The 16,550-nt window shown below is 45.8% G+C and carries 14 protein-coding genes; 7 read left to right on the forward strand and 7 right to left on the reverse strand.

Annotated elements, in window-relative coordinates; all coding sequences use genetic code 11:
- Positions 1-102: 102 nt before the first annotated feature.
- The 5 genes from rplT to AB4263_RS04790 all read right to left on the reverse strand — a co-directional run bounded on the left by rplT (position 103) and on the right by AB4263_RS04790 (position 4,407).
- Complete coding sequence (rplT, locus tag AB4263_RS04770; RefSeq protein ID WP_004733517.1) at positions 103-456, reverse strand: 50S ribosomal protein L20; 354 nt, start codon at positions 454-456, stop codon at positions 103-105.
- 42 nt (positions 457-498) lie between these two features.
- Positions 499-693, reverse strand: coding sequence for a 50S ribosomal protein L35 (gene rpmI / locus AB4263_RS04775; protein WP_004738430.1), 195 nt, complete (start codon positions 691-693; stop codon positions 499-501).
- 104 nt (positions 694-797) lie between these two features.
- Entirely contained in the window at positions 798-1,349 is a 552-nt protein-coding gene (infC, locus tag AB4263_RS04780; RefSeq protein WP_076654893.1) for a translation initiation factor IF-3, read from the reverse strand.
- A gap of 2 nt (positions 1,350-1,351) precedes the next feature.
- Positions 1,352-3,280, reverse strand: a complete 1,929-nt coding sequence (gene thrS / locus AB4263_RS04785) for a threonine--tRNA ligase (protein ID WP_017059786.1) — start codon at positions 3,278-3,280, stop codon at positions 1,352-1,354.
- A 383-nt stretch (positions 3,281-3,663) separates the two neighbouring features.
- Positions 3,664-4,407, reverse strand: a complete 744-nt coding sequence (locus AB4263_RS04790; protein ID WP_017059779.1) for a sporulation protein — start codon at positions 4,405-4,407, stop codon at positions 3,664-3,666.
- A gap of 181 nt (positions 4,408-4,588) precedes the next feature.
- On the opposite strand from AB4263_RS04790, the gene hutC reads away from it, so the two are divergent.
- The 6 genes from hutC to AB4263_RS04820 all read left to right on the forward strand — a co-directional run bounded on the left by hutC (position 4,589) and on the right by AB4263_RS04820 (position 11,938).
- A complete protein-coding gene (gene hutC, locus AB4263_RS04795; RefSeq protein ID WP_017059778.1) occupies positions 4,589-5,302 on the forward strand; it encodes a histidine utilization repressor in 714 nt (237 codons plus the stop codon).
- Between the two features lie 113 nt (positions 5,303-5,415).
- On the forward strand, positions 5,416-6,666 hold the full coding sequence (gene hutI / locus AB4263_RS04800) for an imidazolonepropionase (protein WP_372097733.1): 1,251 nt from the start codon (positions 5,416-5,418) through the stop codon (positions 6,664-6,666).
- Positions 6,653-7,681 carry a formimidoylglutamase gene (gene hutG / locus AB4263_RS04805; protein ID WP_372097735.1) on the forward strand — a complete coding sequence of 343 codons (1,029 nt, stop codon included), beginning with the start codon at positions 6,653-6,655 and terminating at the stop codon, positions 7,679-7,681. Before hutI ends, hutG begins: the two co-directional genes overlap by 14 nt.
- A gap of 78 nt (positions 7,682-7,759) precedes the next feature.
- A complete protein-coding gene (hutU, locus tag AB4263_RS04810) occupies positions 7,760-9,454 on the forward strand; it encodes a urocanate hydratase (protein ID WP_372097737.1) in 1,695 nt (564 codons plus the stop codon).
- A 14-nt stretch (positions 9,455-9,468) separates the two neighbouring features.
- On the forward strand, positions 9,469-11,001 hold the full coding sequence (gene hutH, locus AB4263_RS04815; protein WP_372097739.1) for a histidine ammonia-lyase: 1,533 nt from the start codon (positions 9,469-9,471) through the stop codon (positions 10,999-11,001).
- Between the two features lie 211 nt (positions 11,002-11,212).
- The gene (locus AB4263_RS04820; protein WP_016792117.1) at positions 11,213-11,938 is read left to right on the forward strand and encodes a DUF3581 domain-containing protein; all 726 of its coding nucleotides are present in this window, start codon (positions 11,213-11,215) and stop codon (positions 11,936-11,938) included.
- Between the two features lie 91 nt (positions 11,939-12,029).
- On the opposite strand, the gene AB4263_RS04825 is transcribed toward AB4263_RS04820, so the two are convergent.
- Positions 12,030-12,491 (reverse strand): isoprenylcysteine carboxylmethyltransferase family protein, encoded by a 462-nt coding sequence (locus AB4263_RS04825; RefSeq protein WP_017059772.1) that lies wholly within the window; start codon positions 12,489-12,491, stop codon positions 12,030-12,032.
- Positions 12,492-12,557: 66 nt separating this feature from the next.
- Positions 12,558-15,593, reverse strand: coding sequence for an FAD-binding and (Fe-S)-binding domain-containing protein (locus AB4263_RS04830; RefSeq protein WP_017066184.1), 3,036 nt, complete (start codon positions 15,591-15,593; stop codon positions 12,558-12,560).
- Positions 15,594-15,815: 222 nt separating this feature from the next.
- Between AB4263_RS04830 and AB4263_RS04835 the strand changes: the two genes are divergently transcribed.
- Complete coding sequence (locus AB4263_RS04835) at positions 15,816-16,499, forward strand: DUF3334 family protein (protein WP_372097741.1); 684 nt, start codon at positions 15,816-15,818, stop codon at positions 16,497-16,499.
- The last annotated feature ends 51 nt before the right edge of the window (positions 16,500-16,550 follow it).

Below are 16,550 nucleotides of genomic sequence, written 5' to 3' on the forward strand. Positions count from 1 at the left end.
GCGAGATGCGAGATGCGAGAGAGTATGGCAAAGCCAAATTACAGGCAATAAAAAAGGAGAACCGAAGTTCTCCTTTTCTTAAACCTTTAAGCTAACTCTAAATTATAGAGATGCTTTCGCTTTTTCAACTAGAACAGCAAATGCTGCTTTGTCGAATACTGCGATGTCAGCAAGAATCTTACGGTCGATCTCGATAGATGCTTTCTTTAGGCCATTGATGAAACGGCTGTAAGATAGACCATTTTGACGAGATGCCGCGTTGATACGTGCAATCCAAAGTTGACGGAATTGACGTTTCTTGTTGCGACGGTCACGGTAAGCGTATTGACCAGCTTTGGTAACTGCTTGGAAAGCTACGCGGTAAACACGTGAACGTGCTCCGTAGTAACCTTTAGCTTGTTTTAGAACTTTCTTATGACGTGCACGAGCTTGTACACCACGTTTTACGCGAGGCATTATGCTTCTCCTAAACTAAACGAATTTATAAACTAAAAAGAATTAAGCGTATGGCATCATACGTAGAACTTGAGCAACTTCACATTTAGGAAGGATCGAGTTCGGACGTAGCTGACGCTTGTTCTTAGTAGTACGCTTAGTCAGGATGTGACGTTTACCAGCGTGCTTAAACTTAATACCACCAGCAGTTTTCTGGAAACGCTTAGCAGCACCTTTGTTGGTTTTCATCTTAGGCATGATGAATAACTCCGCATTGTTGAGTTGTTAATAACATAGTAATTAGGGCGAATAAAACCCCGCAACCTGAGGCTGCAGGGTTCAATTACTTGCAAAGCCGTTAATTACTTCTTTTTAGGGGCCAACACCATGATCATCTGGCGACCTTCAATTCTCGTTGGGAAAGATTCGACTACTGCAAATTCTTCAGTATCCGCTTTCAAACGATTAAGAACGTCAACACCGATTTCTTGGTGAGCCATTTCGCGGCCACGGAAGCGAATTGTTACCTTCACTTTGTTGCCGTCTTCTAGGAAACCAGTCAGGTTGCGTAGTTTTACCTGATAGTCTCCAATATCAGTTCCAGGTCGGAATTTAATTTCCTTGATCTGAACCTGCTTTTGCTTCTTCTTCTGCTCTTTCGCAGCTTTGCTCTTCTCGAAGAGGAACTTACCGTAGTCCATCACACGACAAACTGGCGGCTCGGCGTTAGGGCTGATCTCTACAAGATCCATACCAGCTTCATTTGCAGCTTCCATCGCTTCAGCGATTGATACTACACCAACAGCTTCGCCGTCTGCGCCAGTTAGACGCACTTCACGAACGCCACGAATGTCACCGTTTAAACGGTGCTGGTTTTGTTTGGCCGGTTGTTGGCCACGTCTTCCGCCTTTAATAGCTATTCCTCCAGATTGAGCTTACGGCTTGAAACCTCGGCTTGGATGTATGAAATAAAGTCATCCACTTTAAATTTGCCAAGGTCCTTACCTTTACGTGTACGTACTGCAATTTCGCCGGCTTCCATTTCTTGGTCACCACACACAAGCATGAACGGTACACGTTTCAAAGTATGTTCGCGGATTTTAAAGCCAATCTTCTCATTTCTCAAGTCTGCTTTGACTCTAAATCCACTTTTTTGCAGTTTTTTCGTAATTTCTTGTACATATTCAGACTGTTTGTCTGTAATGCCCATTACAACTGCTTGTTCTGGCGCCAACCACGTTGGGAAGAAGCCAGCGTATTCTTCAATAAGAATACCAATGAAGCGTTCTAGTGAACCTAAAATCGCGCGGTGGATCATAACTGGCGTGTGACGCTCGTTATCTTCACCTACGTAAGTAGCACCTAAACGTTCTGGTAATGCAAAATCGAGCTGCACTGTACCACATTGCCAAGCGCGGTCCAAACAATCATGCAAAGTAAATTCAATCTTAGGTCCGTAGAACGCACCCTCGCCTTCTTGAATCTCGTATGCAATGTCCATTGCCTCTAGCGCTTGCTTAAGGTCAGCCTCTGCACGGTCCCACATTTCGTCTGAACCTACACGCTGTTCTGGACGAGTAGATAGCTTAACAACGATGCTTTCGAAGCCGAAAGTTGTGTAAGTATCGTAAACCATTTCAATACAAGCTTTAACTTCTTGTTGAACTTGGTCTTCAGTACAGAATACGTGAGCATCATCTTGAGTGAAGCCACGAACACGCATAATGCCGTGAAGTGCGCCAGACGGCTCGTTACGGTGACATGAGCCGAACTCAGCCATACGTAGCGGTAGATCACGGTAAGATTTCAAACCTTGGTTGAAGATTTGAACGTGACCAGGACAGTTCATTGGCTTGATAGCGTATTCACGGTTCTCTGAAGAAGTAGTGAACATCGCTTCAGCGTACTTATCCCAGTGACCAGAGCGTTCCCAAAGAACACGGTCCATCATTAATGGGCCTTTAACTTCTTGGTAATCGTACTCAGTCAGTTTTTGACGAATAAATACTTCTAGCTCACGGAAGATAGTCCAACCGTTGTGGTGCCAGAACACCATGCCTGGTGCTTCTTGCTGCATGTGGAATAGGTCAAGCGCTTTACCGATTTTACGGTGGTCACGTTTAGCCGCTTCTTCTAGGCGCACAAGGTGAGCTTTAAGTGCCTTCTTGTCGTGGAATGCAGTGCCGTAGATACGTTGAAGCATCTTGTTGTCACTGTTACCACGCCAGTATGCACCCGCTACGTTAAGTAGAGTGAAGTGCTGGCAGAAGCTCATGTTAGGCACGTGTGGACCACGACACATATCGATGTATTCTTCGTGATGGTACAGGCCTGGACGATCGTCTTTAGAAACGTTCTCGTCCAAGATTTCAATCTTGTAAGTCTCGCCGCGAGCTTCGAATGCGTCGCGCGCTTCCTGCCAGCTAACTTTCTTCTTAACAACCTGGTATTTGGTCTTCGCTAGCTCTTTCATGCGCTTTTCGATCTTTTCTAGATCGTCTTGCGTTAGAGAGTGCTCAAGATCGATATCGTAGTAGAAACCGTTATCGATAGTAGGACCGATCGCCATTTTCGCTTCTGGAAAAAGCTGCTTAACCGCGTGGCCTAAAAGGTGAGCACAAGAGTGACGAACGATTTCAAGGCCATCAACTTCATCTTTAGCTGTGATGATTTCTAGGCTTGCATCGTTTTCGATAAGATCACAAGCATCAACACGCTCGCCGTCTACACGACCAGCAATGGTAGCTTTCGCAAGACCAGGACCGATTGATAGGGCAACATCTAGAGTTGATACAGGGTTGTCAAATTGACGCTGACTACCGTCAGGAAGAGTAATAATTGGCATTATTTGTCCTTTACAGTGGTGTTGCACACCAAGCAACACATGAAAATGTTTAATATATGTCTTTCAATCAACGAGTACGCTGATTGGGGATATATGCATAATAAATATACCCACATAGAAGCAAATACAGATGCCACATCTGTGAGTAGCCGAACATTGTAACGAAATTATATGAAATGACAATGTTAGTCCCACAGCGCCACAAAAACTACATAACTTAAATGTCTCTTCTATATAGGACCTTCTAACACCCTAAGCTAACGTTCAATGATTGGTTCTTTGTCTTTATTTACAAACAAAAAAGCCGAATGGTTAAGTTCGGCTTGAAAAGTTGTATTGTCTCTATTAATTAATAGACAGAGCGACTGCTAACAGAGAGGGAACTACGCACTCATGATTCTTGATACAGCGTTGCGAATGTCTGAGTCGGCCGCATTAGCAGGTAAGCTGAATGAGATGTATTGGTCGCCGCGGAAGCTCATTGAGCGGTCGATTTCTGCTAGGCAGTGAACCATTGAACCTTCAACGATGAATGACAGCTCGATCTCTTTATTATTCATGAAGCCGCCGCTGCGAAACTCAATCTCTTGGTAACAGCCCGAACGAGAAGCAAAGCTGTTGCCTTTTAAGAAGCCCTTCTCTACGTCTGCTTTCACCATTGCCATACCTGATGCTTCCACGCCTCGGATGATTTTAGCCACTGTTGGCAATGGGTGTACGGAGATAAAGTCACGGTCTTTAGGGTCAATCGCGAAGCCTATATCTAGGTTGGTTTCAACCCACACATGGCATTGGTTCATTTGTGCGTTCAACGCGGTGACTGGCGTTTCATCATTTAACTTAAGACGGAATGGAACCAGTTTGGTTTCGTCCGGTTGGATAACGAAAGGCTCTACGGCTTGAATACGACCCAGTGAAAAGGTTTCGTAGCTGGTGCTATCTTCCGTTTCTACTTTTACTTCTGTGTTGAGAACCAAGTTGATCAGGTCGATTTGTTGCTCAACGTCACCACCAACAATGTGAACATTGCCAGACAACTCTCCACCTTGGAAAACTTCAATATTATCTAAGACAGTATCAACCTTTGCTGCACCGATGCCCAACGAGGCCTTTAATTTCTTAAACATATTATTTCCCTTTCTAATTATCTGATTTACGAATAGTTATTGCGTGACAATTTGCGACACTTGCCTCACAGAATCAAGCAATTTGCCCCATCTATGTTGAATAAGGTCACATTGCCCGAGGAAATGTTGAAATCGTGAAAAATTCCGTTATTCTATTTGTATAGTCAAATAAGGTTTCATTATGTCGAAAGCACCGCTCTACCTTCAGATAAAACAGTTCATAGATGACAAGATCAGCAGTGGTCATTGGCCGGTGGGTTACCAAATCACCACAGAACTCGAACTTACCGAGCAGTTCAATGTGAGTCGAATGACGGTCAATAAAGCCATTCGAGATCTTGTGTCTGAAGGCAAGCTCATCAGGAAACCAAGACTGGGGACTTTTGTTTGTGAACCCGACGAAAAAGCGCAATCTCCGTTGCTTGATATCAACAACATAGCGCAAGAGATCAAAGACCGAGGCCAAACGTATACTAGCCAAGTTATCAAGCACGATAGTATCAAGGCTGATGAAAGCACGGCTACACGGTTAGGTGTGATGATTAACGCAGAAGTGTTCTATAGTGAAATCATACACTTTGCGGACAACGCACCGATTCAATTGGAAGCGCGCTGGGTGAACTCTCAAGCCGCTCCAAAATACCTAGAGCAAGACTTTTCAACCTCTACGCCCAACGAATACCTTTCAAAAAGCTGCCCGTTAAGTGCTATCGAGCACACGGTTGAAGCCATTATTCCAGATTCTCAAATCAGAACGTCACTAAAGCTATCTGAATCAGAACCTTGCCTTCTTTTGAATAGAAGAACATGGAGCAAAGAACGCCTCATCAGCTTTGCATTGCTCTACCATCCTGGCTCTAAGTACAAATTAAGCTCCAAGATACTTCTAGATTAAAGAACATCATCCTGATCGCCGATCACATTTTTGCAACATCAACTTGATTCGGGTCAGCGTTTAGCCTATTTATTTGTATATACATTTAATATTTAGCAAAGATCTAGGTGATTATGAATTTGATCCTCAAAAACGCACGAGTGGTCTCCATGAGTTCGGGAGCCGACGGTTATCAGCCCTCTTCCCCTCAAGATATCGTTATCGAAGACGGTAAGATCGTGTCTATCTCTTGTTCAAACCATGAGGCTCATGCTTATGAGGTAGAACAACCGAGCACTGATAACTCTGCGGATTACATCACCTATGATTGCAAAAACAAGCTCGTTACCCCAGGTCTGATTGATTGCCACACTCACCTCGTATTTGCAGGCAATCGCGCCAACGAATTTGAACAGCGTTTGAATGGTATCTCTTACACCGACATCGCCAAACAAGGCGGCGGCATTCTTGCGACAGTCACTGCAACACGCGTAGCACAAGAGTCTGAACTGGTTGAAATGGCACTACCTAGACTCGATGGCCTGCTAAGAAGTGGCGTAACCAGCATCGAAGTAAAATCTGGCTATGGTTTAACACTTGAAGATGAGCTCAAGATGCTGCGTGCAGCCAAAGCGTTAGAAAATCATCGCCGAATTAAGATCACGACCACTCTCCTTGCTGCGCATGCTGTGCCACCTGAATATAAAGAACAACCAGATCGTTACATAGATCTGGTTTGCCAAGAGATCATTCCTAAAGCTGCGGGGCAAGGGCTCGCCGATGCCGTTGACGTGTTTTGCGAATCTATCGGCTTCAACTTAGAACAAACCGAACGTGTATTTGCAGCTGCCAAAGCACATGGGCTAGCGATTAAAGGTCACACTGAACAACTTTCAAATATGGGCGGCAGTGCGCTCGCAGCTAAATACGGTGCACTCTCTGTCGACCATGTTGAATACCTTGATGAAACCGGAGTAAAAGCACTGGCAGAATCAGGCACAGTCGCCACCTTATTACCCGGGGCTTTCTACTTCTTGAAAGAGACTCAACAGCCACCTATTGCTTTACTTCGTGAACACAAAATCCCAATGGCGATCGCGACCGACCTAAACCCCGGCACATCTCCCTTTGCAGACTTAACCCTGATGATGAACATGAGCTGCACCCTGTTTGGTACGACGCCTGAAGAAGCGCTACGCGGTGTAACTTGTAACGCGGCGGCTGCCATTGGTGAGTCACAAACCAAAGGCAAAGTCGAAATCGGTTATGCCGCAGATTTGGCTATCTGGAACATCGACCACCCTGCAGATCTAAGCTATCAAGTCGGTGTTCCTCACCTGCATAAACGCATTGTTAATGGCGAGGTGTGTCATGACTCAATCTAAATCCAACGCTATCCAAGAGAACGCAACAACCGTGCATAACTTTGTGTGGACCGGACGTAATGATCTTGAAGATGGCCCACTCGGTACTCGCGTTCATCACATTACCAAGCAAGTGCAAAGTAGTGAGTTAAGTGACAAGCTGACTGACGGTGATATCGCCTTGGTAGGCTTTGCCAGCGATGCCGGTGTTGCAAGAAATAAAGGACGCGTGGGCGCGAAACAAGCACCTAACTTGATACGCCAAGCGTTGGCGAATATGGCTTGGCACAGTGACGCACACATCGCCGATCTTGGTGATATCGAGTGCAATGATGGTCAATTAGAAGTCAGCCAAAAACAGTGTGCTTCTGTGATTGCCAATGCCTTAGCAACCAACAAAGTGATTACCCTTGGCGGTGGTCACGAGGTGGCTTGGGCAACGTTCCAAGGTCTCGCTGAGCACCTAAATAAAATTCAATCAGAACACAATCCTAAGATCGGCATCGTTAATTTTGATGCTCACTTTGATCTTCGTGAATTTGAAAGCGACATCACCGATGTTAAACCGAGCTCCGGCACGCCTTTTAACCAGATCAGTGATTACTGCCACGCACATCAATGGCCGTTTCATTACGCTTGTCTTGGTGTGAGTGCCGCCAGCAATACCAAAGCGCTGTTTAACAAAGCTGACCAACTGGGCGTGTGGTATGAACACGACCGCAACATGACCCAAGTGAATCAAGTCGCTCAACTGATCAAGTTACAAAAATTCATCGTTGAGTGTGATTATCTCTATCTCACCATTGATCTCGATGTTTTCCCCGCAGCTACTGCGCCGGGCGTAAGTGCACCAGCGGCAAGAGGCGTGAGCTATGAAGCGCTTGCTCCTTTTCTAGAACAGATTTTCCAACACAGTGAAAAACTCATTATCGCGGACATAGCGGAATACAACCCAGACTACGACGTCGATGGCCAAACGGCTCGATTAGCGGCTCGTTTATGTTGGGATATTGCCAGTGCAATGGCCAGCGACTAATCCAGCTATACCGATAACTACAACTACAACTACAACTACAACTACAACGATATAACGTGAAACAGAAGGAATTCCAAAATGACGGAACACCACAACAGTGACCCTCGTCTCGACACGACTCGCGAAATTCGCGCACCTCACGGCACCACTTTGCGCGCTAAATCTTGGTTAACAGAAGCACCACTGCGTATGCTGATGAACAACCTAGACCCTGATGTGGCAGAACACCCACATGCACTAGTTGTGTATGGCGGTATTGGTCGCGCGGCACGTGATTGGAAATGTTATGACAAAATTGTTGAAGTATTAGAGCGTTTAGAGGACGACCAAACGTTACTTGTTCAATCCGGTAAACCTGTGGGCGTGTTCCCGACTCATAAAAACGCACCTCGCGTACTGATCGCTAACTCGAACCTTGTTCCACACTGGGCGAACTGGGAACACTTCAACGAGCTCGATAAAGAAGGCTTGATGATGTACGGCCAAATGACCGCGGGCAGCTGGATCTACATTGGTTCACAAGGCATCGTTCAAGGTACTTACGAAACCTTTGTCGCTATCGCGAAGAAGCACTTCCAAGGTGAAGCAAACGGCAAGTGGGTTCTAACGGGCGGTCTTGGTGGAATGGGCGGCGCTCAACCTCTTGCTGCAACGATGGCTGGCTTCTCAATGATCGCAGTGGAGTGTGATGAATCACGAATCGACTACCGCTTGCGTACTGGCTATGTAGACAAAAAAGCCACCAGCTTAGATGAAGCGATGGCAATCATTAAAGAGTCAGACACGCCAATCTCTGTTGGCTTATTAGGTAACGCCGCAGACGTCTTCCCAGAGTTAGTTGAACGCAATATCACACCTGATGTGGTGACTGACCAAACCTCTGCCCACGATCCTCTTAACGGCTACTTGCCGCAAGGTTGGACGATGGAGAAAGCCGCACAAGAGCGCACCATTGATGAAGCAAAAGTGGTGAAAGCCGCTAAGCAATCAATGGCGATTCAAGTACAAGCGATGCTAGACCTGCAATACCGCGGCGCAGCGACCGTGGATTACGGTAATAACATTCGCCAAATGGCACTGGAAGAAGGCGTAGAAAACGCGTTTGATTTCCCGGGTTTCGTTCCGGCTTATATTCGACCTTTATTCTGCGAAGGTATTGGTCCTTTCCGTTGGACGGCACTATCTGGTGACCCAGAAGACATCTACAAAACAGACCAAAAAGTAAAAGAACTGATTCCAGACAACCCACATCTACATAACTGGCTAGATATGGCGCGTGAACGCATTCAGTTCCAAGGCCTGCCTGCGCGTATTTGTTGGGTTGGCTTGAAAGATCGTGAACGCTTAGGCCAAGCATTCAATGAAATGGTGAAAAATGGCGAACTGAAAGCACCAGTTGTTATCGGTCGTGACCACCTAGATTCAGGTTCAGTAGCAAGCCCGAACCGCGAAACAGAAGGCATGATGGATGGATCAGATGCCGTATCAGATTGGCCTCTATTGAATGCCCTTCTGAACACAGCGGGCGGCGCAACTTGGGTTTCTTTGCACCACGGTGGTGGCGTTGGTATGGGCTTCTCGCAACACTCAGGCATGGTGATTTGTTGTGACGGCAGTGAAGATGCATCACAGCGTATTGCTCGCGTACTTCACAATGACCCAGCAACCGGCGTTATGCGTCATGCTGATGCAGGTTACGATATTGCCAAGCAATGTGCCAAAGAGCAGAAGCTTGATTTACCTATGCTAAACGAAGAACTTCGTCGCCTTTAATGTCTGGAGAGAACATGTTGAACTTATTACTTAAGCCAGGACTTCTTGGCCTATCTGAACTTCGAAAAATCAGCCGTAGCCCTGTGAACTTATCACTCGATCCTGCAGCAATCCCGGATATCGAAGCGAGCATGCAAGTTGTCGAACAAGTGATTGCTGAAGACCGCACTGTGTATGGCATCAACACGGGTTTTGGCTTATTAGCAAACACCAAGATTGCGCCTGAAGATCTCGAAGTTCTACAGAAAAGTATCGTACTTTCTCACGCTGCGGGCATTGGCAAGTTCATGTCTGATGAAACCGTACGCTTGATGATGGTATTGAAGATTAACAGCTTGTCTCGCGGTTACTCTGGTATCCGCCTCAAAGTGATTAACGCTCTTATCGATCTTGTGAACGCGCAGGTTTACCCGTGTGTTCCACAAAAAGGATCAGTAGGCGCATCTGGAGATCTTGCTCCCCTCGCCCACATGAGTACCGTTCTGCTAGGTGAAGGCCAAGCACGCCACAACGGCAAGATCATCACTGGCTTAGAAGCAATGCGGATCGCAGGTCTTGAACCAATCACACTTGCGCCGAAAGAAGGCTTAGCGCTGTTAAACGGCACACAAGCATCGACTGCCTTTGCATTAGAAGGTCTGTTCGCAGCGGAAGACTTGTTTGCGTCTGCAACCGTATGTGGTGCAATGTCTGTTGAAGCTGCACTGGGTAGTCGTCGTCCGTTTGACCCTCGAATTCATCGCGTTCGTGGTCATCGTGGTCAAATGGATGCCGCGCTTGCTTATCGCCATATGCTTGATCAAAAGAGTGAGATTGGTGAATCACACACTTGCTGTGAAAAGGTTCAAGACCCTTACTCGTTGCGCTGTCAGCCTCAAGTGATGGGTGCCTGTTTACAGCAAATTCGTAATTCAGCAGAAACGTTAAACGTTGAAGCGAACTCGGTATCGGATAACCCACTGGTATTTGCTGAAGACGGCGACATTATTTCAGGTGGTAACTTCCACGCAGAACCTGTGGCAATGGCAGCGGATAACCTAGCACTTGCGATTGCAGAAATTGGTAGCCTTTCTGAACGAAGAATGGCACTGCTGATTGATAGCGCACTAAGCAAACTTCCACCTTTCTTAGTCGATAACGGCGGCGTTAACTCAGGCTTTATGATTGCTCAAGTAACGTCTGCTGCTCTGGCAAGCGAGAATAAAACACTGGCACACCCAGCTTCAGTAGACAGCCTTCCAACATCGGCAAACCAAGAAGATCATGTATCTATGGCAACCTTTGCGGGTCGTCGACTGCGTGACATGGCAGAAAACACCCGTGGCATCTTGGCTGTTGAATACTTAGCAGCAGCACAAGGCTTGGATTTTAGAGCACCAAATCTCTCTTCTCCTCGAGTAGAAGAAGCAAAACAGATACTGCGCGAGAAAGTCAGCTTCTACGACAAAGATCGCTACTTCTCACCAGATATCGAGCAAGCAAATCTACTGCTCAAATTATCAGTGCATAACCATCTAATGCCAGAAGGCCTACTGTGTAGCTTCTAAGGTTTGGCGAAATAGCACGTCATATAAACAGGGGCTATTGATTAGCCCTTGTTGCATTGAATCCAAGCCCCTATTCCCCTCAAAATCGTCACATACCATCCAACGTATTTATCTAATCGACTGATATATAAGCAAAGTTAACTGGATAGACCATTAGATCGAAGTTAGTTAGCTATAATCCACCCCAGATTTGATGACTAATAGCGATACTATGTTTCTGACACCTTACTTTTCTACTGAAGACAATCAATTTCAATTCACTCGTGAACAAGCTAGCCACTTTGCTAAAAAAGTAGCTGCTGACTTCAACCCAATTCACGATGAAGACAACAAGCGCTTCTGCGTGCCTGGCGATCTTTTGTTTGCAGTTCTTCTGCAGAAAGAAGGCATCAGCCAAAAAATGCGTTTTGATTTTTCAGGTATGGTGGGTAACGGTATTGCGCTTAGCGTTGACAACAAATGTGAGAAAGAAAGCTCACTGGTTGACGAGAAAGGCAAAGAGTACCTACACATGTCTTGTGAAGGTGAAAAGAGCCACGACCAAGCATTCATCGAGCACGTGGTAACAAACTACGTTAAGTTCTCTGGCATGAACTTCCCACACATCATGGTTCCTCTTATGGAAGAACAACAAATGATGATCAACTGCCAACGCCCTCTTGTTATTTACGAGAGCATGGAAGTTGAATTTACTCGCCTAGACCTGTCTCACCCAGAAGTTGAATTCTCTGGCGCGACTTTTGATGTTGAAGGCAAACGTGGCATCGTGACCCTGAACTTCGATTTCAAAGAAGACGGCGAAGTAGTAGGTAAAGGCGTGAAGCGTATGGTAGCAAGTGGCCTTAAGCCATACGACCAAGCTTCTGTAGACGACCTAGTAAACCGCTTCAACGAACGCAAAGAGATGTTTCTAGCTCAGTTCACAGCCGCTGCTTAATCAGCTCTAGAACAAGATCAATAAAGCCCAGCTTGATAATCTCAAGCTGGGCTTTTTTATTTCGATTACTAAGCCAGCACTCAAATCATCACTAAATCCAGCGTCTAACCTTTTGTTTGTAATCAACATATTCTGCGCCGAATAATTGTTCTAGTGCTCGCTCTTCGGGTTTGATTTGGAAGTAATTCATGTAGATTACGAAGCCAAAACTAAGTAGTACACTGAAGATATTCTGGAAGAAGTAGCCAAAGCAAAATAGCAGGATGAACAACCCTAAGTACATTGGGTTTCGCGTGTAACCAAAGATCCCACTGTCCACGACGGCTGAAGCGGTTTCGACTTTGATCGGGTTAACGGTGGTTTTCTGTTTTCGAAATTCCAATATGCCGGATATTCCGATCACACCACTCAATGTGACTCCGATTCCTAACACAATCATTCCATGAGGCAATGCCAGTGTCCCTTGGCTCAACTGTTGAGCGCAGAAGTATGATGCTACGAATACAATAATGAACAGTGCAACTGGTGGTACTTTTAATTCTAGAAATTTCATACTTTTCCTTATTAACATTCCTTTGTTAGTTTAGAAAAAAGCCCAGCAATTGCTGGGCTAAATGTATTAGAGAATTTTTGCTAGCGCCTGTAATGGGTGAGCAAGCTTCTCACCTTCAAAACGCTTCACTTGGCTGCGGCAAGAATAGCCCGTCACCAAGCAACGATCTTTTGGTAAGTCCTGCATTTGAGGCTTCCAGCTTAAACCATATATGTCTTTCGACATTTGTAGCTTATCGACTTCGTGGCCGAAAGTTCCCGCCATACCACAACAGCCGACAGGAACGCTGGTTAACGCCGCCCCAAAGTGTTTGAAGATAGTACCCCACTCTTTTTCAGCGTTCGGCATTTTGGTTTTCTCAGTACAGTGAGCAAACAAGTACCACATATCTTCACTTGCTGAGCGTGCTTCGAACTCACCTAGCGATGGCATTAACCATTCATGCACAGTAAGTACATCAAAGTCGCCGCGCTTGTCACCTAAGATCTCGACGTATTCATCGCGGTAACAAAGCACCAGTGCAGGATCAACACCGACCAAAGGAATTCCGATATCCGCCACCATCGACAAGAAATCCGAAGTCGATTTCGCCTCACGTGCAAAACGATTTAAGAAGCCCTTGATGTGCAACGCTTTACCATTCGGTTTGAACGGCAGCAGTACCGGAGTTTTGCCAAGTTTTTGAGCCAGAGTGACGAAGTCTTCAATCACCTCGGCATCATAGAAGCTGGTAAACGGGTCTTGAACGATCAGCACATGCTGTTTCTTCTGTTCAGAAGACAAGCCTTCTAAATACTGTAAATCGAAGAGTTGCAGCTCTTTACTCGCTAGACGATTTTTGAGCGTAGGCACCGACATCAATGGTGCATCAACATAACCGACCGTTTTAGCTGTTGCCGTTTGGATCCACTTTTGACCCAATGCAGCGTTGACTACTTTTGGCGCTTTCGCCATCAGCGGCAGCATGGTTTCAATGTTGGCAACTAGATAATCTTTTGCAGGGCGCTGGTAACGCGAGTAGTAGATGTTCAAGAATCGAGAACGGAAACTTGGTACATCGACTTTGATCGGACATTGACTCGCACACGCTTTACACGCCAAACAACCGTTCATCGCCTCATGAACTTCATGCGAGAAATCGTACTCATGGCGTTTGTTCATCGTATTGCGAACACGCTCAATCATAGTCTTAACGGGTGTGTTGTCTTTCAACGCTTCTTGCTCAAGGTCGAGAATATCAACGCCTTGTTCAGTCAGTTGACGCAACCACTCTCTTACCAAGCCCGCGCGGCCTTTGGGTGAGTGACGTCGGTCAGCCGTAACTTTCATTGAAGGACACATTGGCGAGCTAGTATCGTAGTTGAAACACAAGCCGTTACCGTTACATTCCATTGCTTGCTTGAAGCTGTCACGAACTTGTACGTCGATCTGACGGTCGTAGAAACCACGCTTGGTATCGGTGACTTTCACCAATTCAGCGTCACTTTCTAAAGGCGTACAGATCTTGCCTGGGTTCATCTTGTTGTGCGGGTCGAATGCTGCTTTAATACGTCTTAATTCGGTAAACAGCTCTTCACCAAAGAAGTCTGGGCCATACTCAGAACGGAAACCTTTACCGTGCTCGCCCCACATTAAACCGCCGTATTTCGCCACCAGCTTAACCACTTCATCAGAGACTTCATGCATCAATGCTTCTTGCATCGGGTCACACAGATCCAATGCTGGACGAACGTGTAATACGCCCGCGTCAACGTGACCAAACATGCCGTAATTCAACTCTTTTGAATCGAGTAACACTCTAAATTCAGAGATGAAATCCGCGAGGTTTTCTGGTGGTACACAAGTATCTTCAGCAAAAGCGACTGGCTTAGCTCGGCCTTTCGCCGCACCTAACAGACCCACTGCTTTCTTACGCATGTTGTAGATTCGGCCAATGCTCGCCAAATCGCTACAAACTTGAAAACCAATCACGCCGGCTTCTTCGCTTTCAACCATGGTTTCAAGGCGTGCAGTCAGCGCTTGAACTTGCTGTTCAACTTCCGCTTCATCTTGGCCTGCAAACTCAACCATGTTGATGCCAAGCATCTCTTTGTTCGGAACATCAGTCAGCAAATCGCTCACGGTGTGCCAAACGATGTCTTGCTTCGCTAGGTTCAATACTCTTGAATCTACCGTTTCAACAGACAGTGCTTTCGCTTCCACCATGAACGGCGCATTACGCAGCGCAGAATCAAACGTGTTGTATTTCACGTTAACCAGTGTGCGCGCTTTTGGAATCTTGGTTAGGTTTAACTTTGCTTCCGTGATGAATGCTAAAGAACCTTCAGCGCCACATAGAACGCGAGTTAGGTCAAAGCTGTCATCTTGTTCGTTGATTGCATTCTTTAGGTCATAGCCTGTTAAGAAGCGATTCAGCGGAGGGAATTTATCTAAGATTTGAGCGCGTTTGTCTCGACAAACCGCCTCTGTCACCGCAAGTGCATGGTGAGCGAATTCACCCTCTACAGGTAAGCCGTGTGATAAATCAGATTCTAGACATGAACCATCTGCGAACACCGCTTGCAGCGACAATACATGGTCAGACGTTTTGCCGTACTTCAATGACCCTTGGCCCGAAGCATCGGTATTGATCATGCCACCCAAGGTTGCTCGGTTACTGGTAGAAAGGTCTGGAGAGAAAAAGTAACCATAAGGGCGAACAGCGTCGTTCAATTGATCTTTAACGACACCAGACTGAACTCTTACCCAGCCCTCTTTCTCGTTAATCTCAAGAACCTTATTCATGTATCGCGACAGGTCAACCACGACACCTTTTGTTAAAGATTGTCCGTTGGTTCCGGTACCGCCGCCACGAGGGGAAAAAGTCACGCGTTCGTAAGCGGATTTAGAAACCACTTTACCGATAAGCACAACGTCTTGCGTTGTTTTAGGAAGGATGACCGCCTGCGGCAATTGCTGATAGACACTATTATCAGTCGCCACAGCCAAACGGCTAGAATATTGAGATTCAATGTCGCCAGTAAAGCCCGCTGTTTTTAGTTCATCTAAAAAGCGTACAACAACTGGATCGACATCAGCATTGAGTTGAAGTCTTGGTAACATTTGCTTCCTGCCCCTACTTCGCTGATCCTATCAGCATTGGGTTATCTGAGATTTTTAATAATTTTCTTTGAATTTCGTCACTTTACTACTATTAAGATCATATAAAAAGGTGATCAAATCAGAATCTCAGTGCAAGAATGGAGAAATAGTCACTTTCGTCTTAATTCAGTAACAATATACTGAATAACATTTTGTTTAAGACATCTCCACGAGCACATCACAATGAAAAAAAACAAAACAGTCACAACTGAAGATATCCTTCTTAAACTATGCCAATCAGTCTCAAGCGTACTGACTTCAGCGACGGCTTCTCAGGTGTCCTATTCAGCCATGGTTCAAAAGATCAACAAGACAAGCCTAAAGCCAGATTTTGGTTGCTTCGTTCTGTTTGACGGCGGCTTTTCTGGTCTCGTTGTTATTAATTTTACGTCCAAAGCAGCGCTAGAGATCTACACCAATTACATGCGCAATATGGGCATGCCTGAAAACGAGCTTGCTGTGCTTCATACTTCAGACGAAGTGGGTGATGTATTGGGTGAGTTGATGAACCAATTAGTTGGCGATTTCACCAATAAAATCCGCAAAGAGCTGCAAACCAACATCACACAAAACCAACCGAAAATGCTGGCTCTGAACAAGCAAGTTAACCTTTCTGTTGATACCAATCTCGACCGTCCACAAGCTCGTCGTGTGACCTTCTCTACCACTAATAACAACATCTTCTACCTTGAGCTTGCGATGGATAAGACTGAGTTCATTCAATTAGAAGAATTTGAAATCGCAGAAGACGAATGTCCAGATAGCATTCTTGAGGCGACTCAGAAAAAAATGCAAGAAGCGAACAAGCCAGCTCAAAGCTCTGGCAATGATTCTGCGGCAGATCTACTCGATGAACTGGGTATCTAGTTTACGAATGCTCTAGACATATTGAAAAAACGTGTCACTAACGCCATCAAT

The organism is Vibrio sp. 10N.261.55.C5 (assembly GCF_041470505.1).
Taxonomy (GTDB): Bacteria; Pseudomonadota; Gammaproteobacteria; order Enterobacterales; family Vibrionaceae; genus Vibrio; species Vibrio crassostreae_C.

What these genes read in the sequence shown, in the direction of transcription:
- rplT (WP_004733517.1), bottom strand. Translation starts at nt 456, where the DNA reads ATGCCTCGCGTAAAACGTGGTGTACAAGCTCGTGCACGTCATAAGAAA.
- rpmI (WP_004738430.1), bottom strand. Translation starts at nt 693, where the DNA reads ATGCCTAAGATGAAAACCAACAAAGGTGCTGCTAAGCGTTTCCAGAAA.
- thrS (WP_017059786.1), bottom strand. Translation starts at nt 3,280, where the DNA reads ATGCCAATTATTACTCTTCCTGACGGTAGTCAGCGTCAATTTGACAAC.
- AB4263_RS04790 (WP_017059779.1), bottom strand. Translation starts at nt 4,407, where the DNA reads ATGTTTAAGAAATTAAAGGCCTCGTTGGGCATCGGTGCAGCAAAGGTT.
- hutC (WP_017059778.1), top strand. Translation starts at nt 4,589, where the DNA reads ATGTCGAAAGCACCGCTCTACCTTCAGATAAAACAGTTCATAGATGAC.
- hutI (WP_372097733.1), top strand. Translation starts at nt 5,416, where the DNA reads ATGAATTTGATCCTCAAAAACGCACGAGTGGTCTCCATGAGTTCGGGA.
- hutG (WP_372097735.1), top strand. Translation starts at nt 6,653, where the DNA reads ATGACTCAATCTAAATCCAACGCTATCCAAGAGAACGCAACAACCGTG.
- hutU (WP_372097737.1), top strand. Translation starts at nt 7,760, where the DNA reads ATGACGGAACACCACAACAGTGACCCTCGTCTCGACACGACTCGCGAA.
- hutH (WP_372097739.1), top strand. Translation starts at nt 9,469, where the DNA reads ATGTTGAACTTATTACTTAAGCCAGGACTTCTTGGCCTATCTGAACTT.
- AB4263_RS04820 (WP_016792117.1), top strand. Translation starts at nt 11,213, where the DNA reads ATGTTTCTGACACCTTACTTTTCTACTGAAGACAATCAATTTCAATTC.
- AB4263_RS04825 (WP_017059772.1), bottom strand. Translation starts at nt 12,491, where the DNA reads ATGAAATTTCTAGAATTAAAAGTACCACCAGTTGCACTGTTCATTATT.
- AB4263_RS04830 (WP_017066184.1), bottom strand. Translation starts at nt 15,593, where the DNA reads ATGTTACCAAGACTTCAACTCAATGCTGATGTCGATCCAGTTGTTGTA.
- AB4263_RS04835 (WP_372097741.1), top strand. Translation starts at nt 15,816, where the DNA reads ATGAAAAAAAACAAAACAGTCACAACTGAAGATATCCTTCTTAAACTA.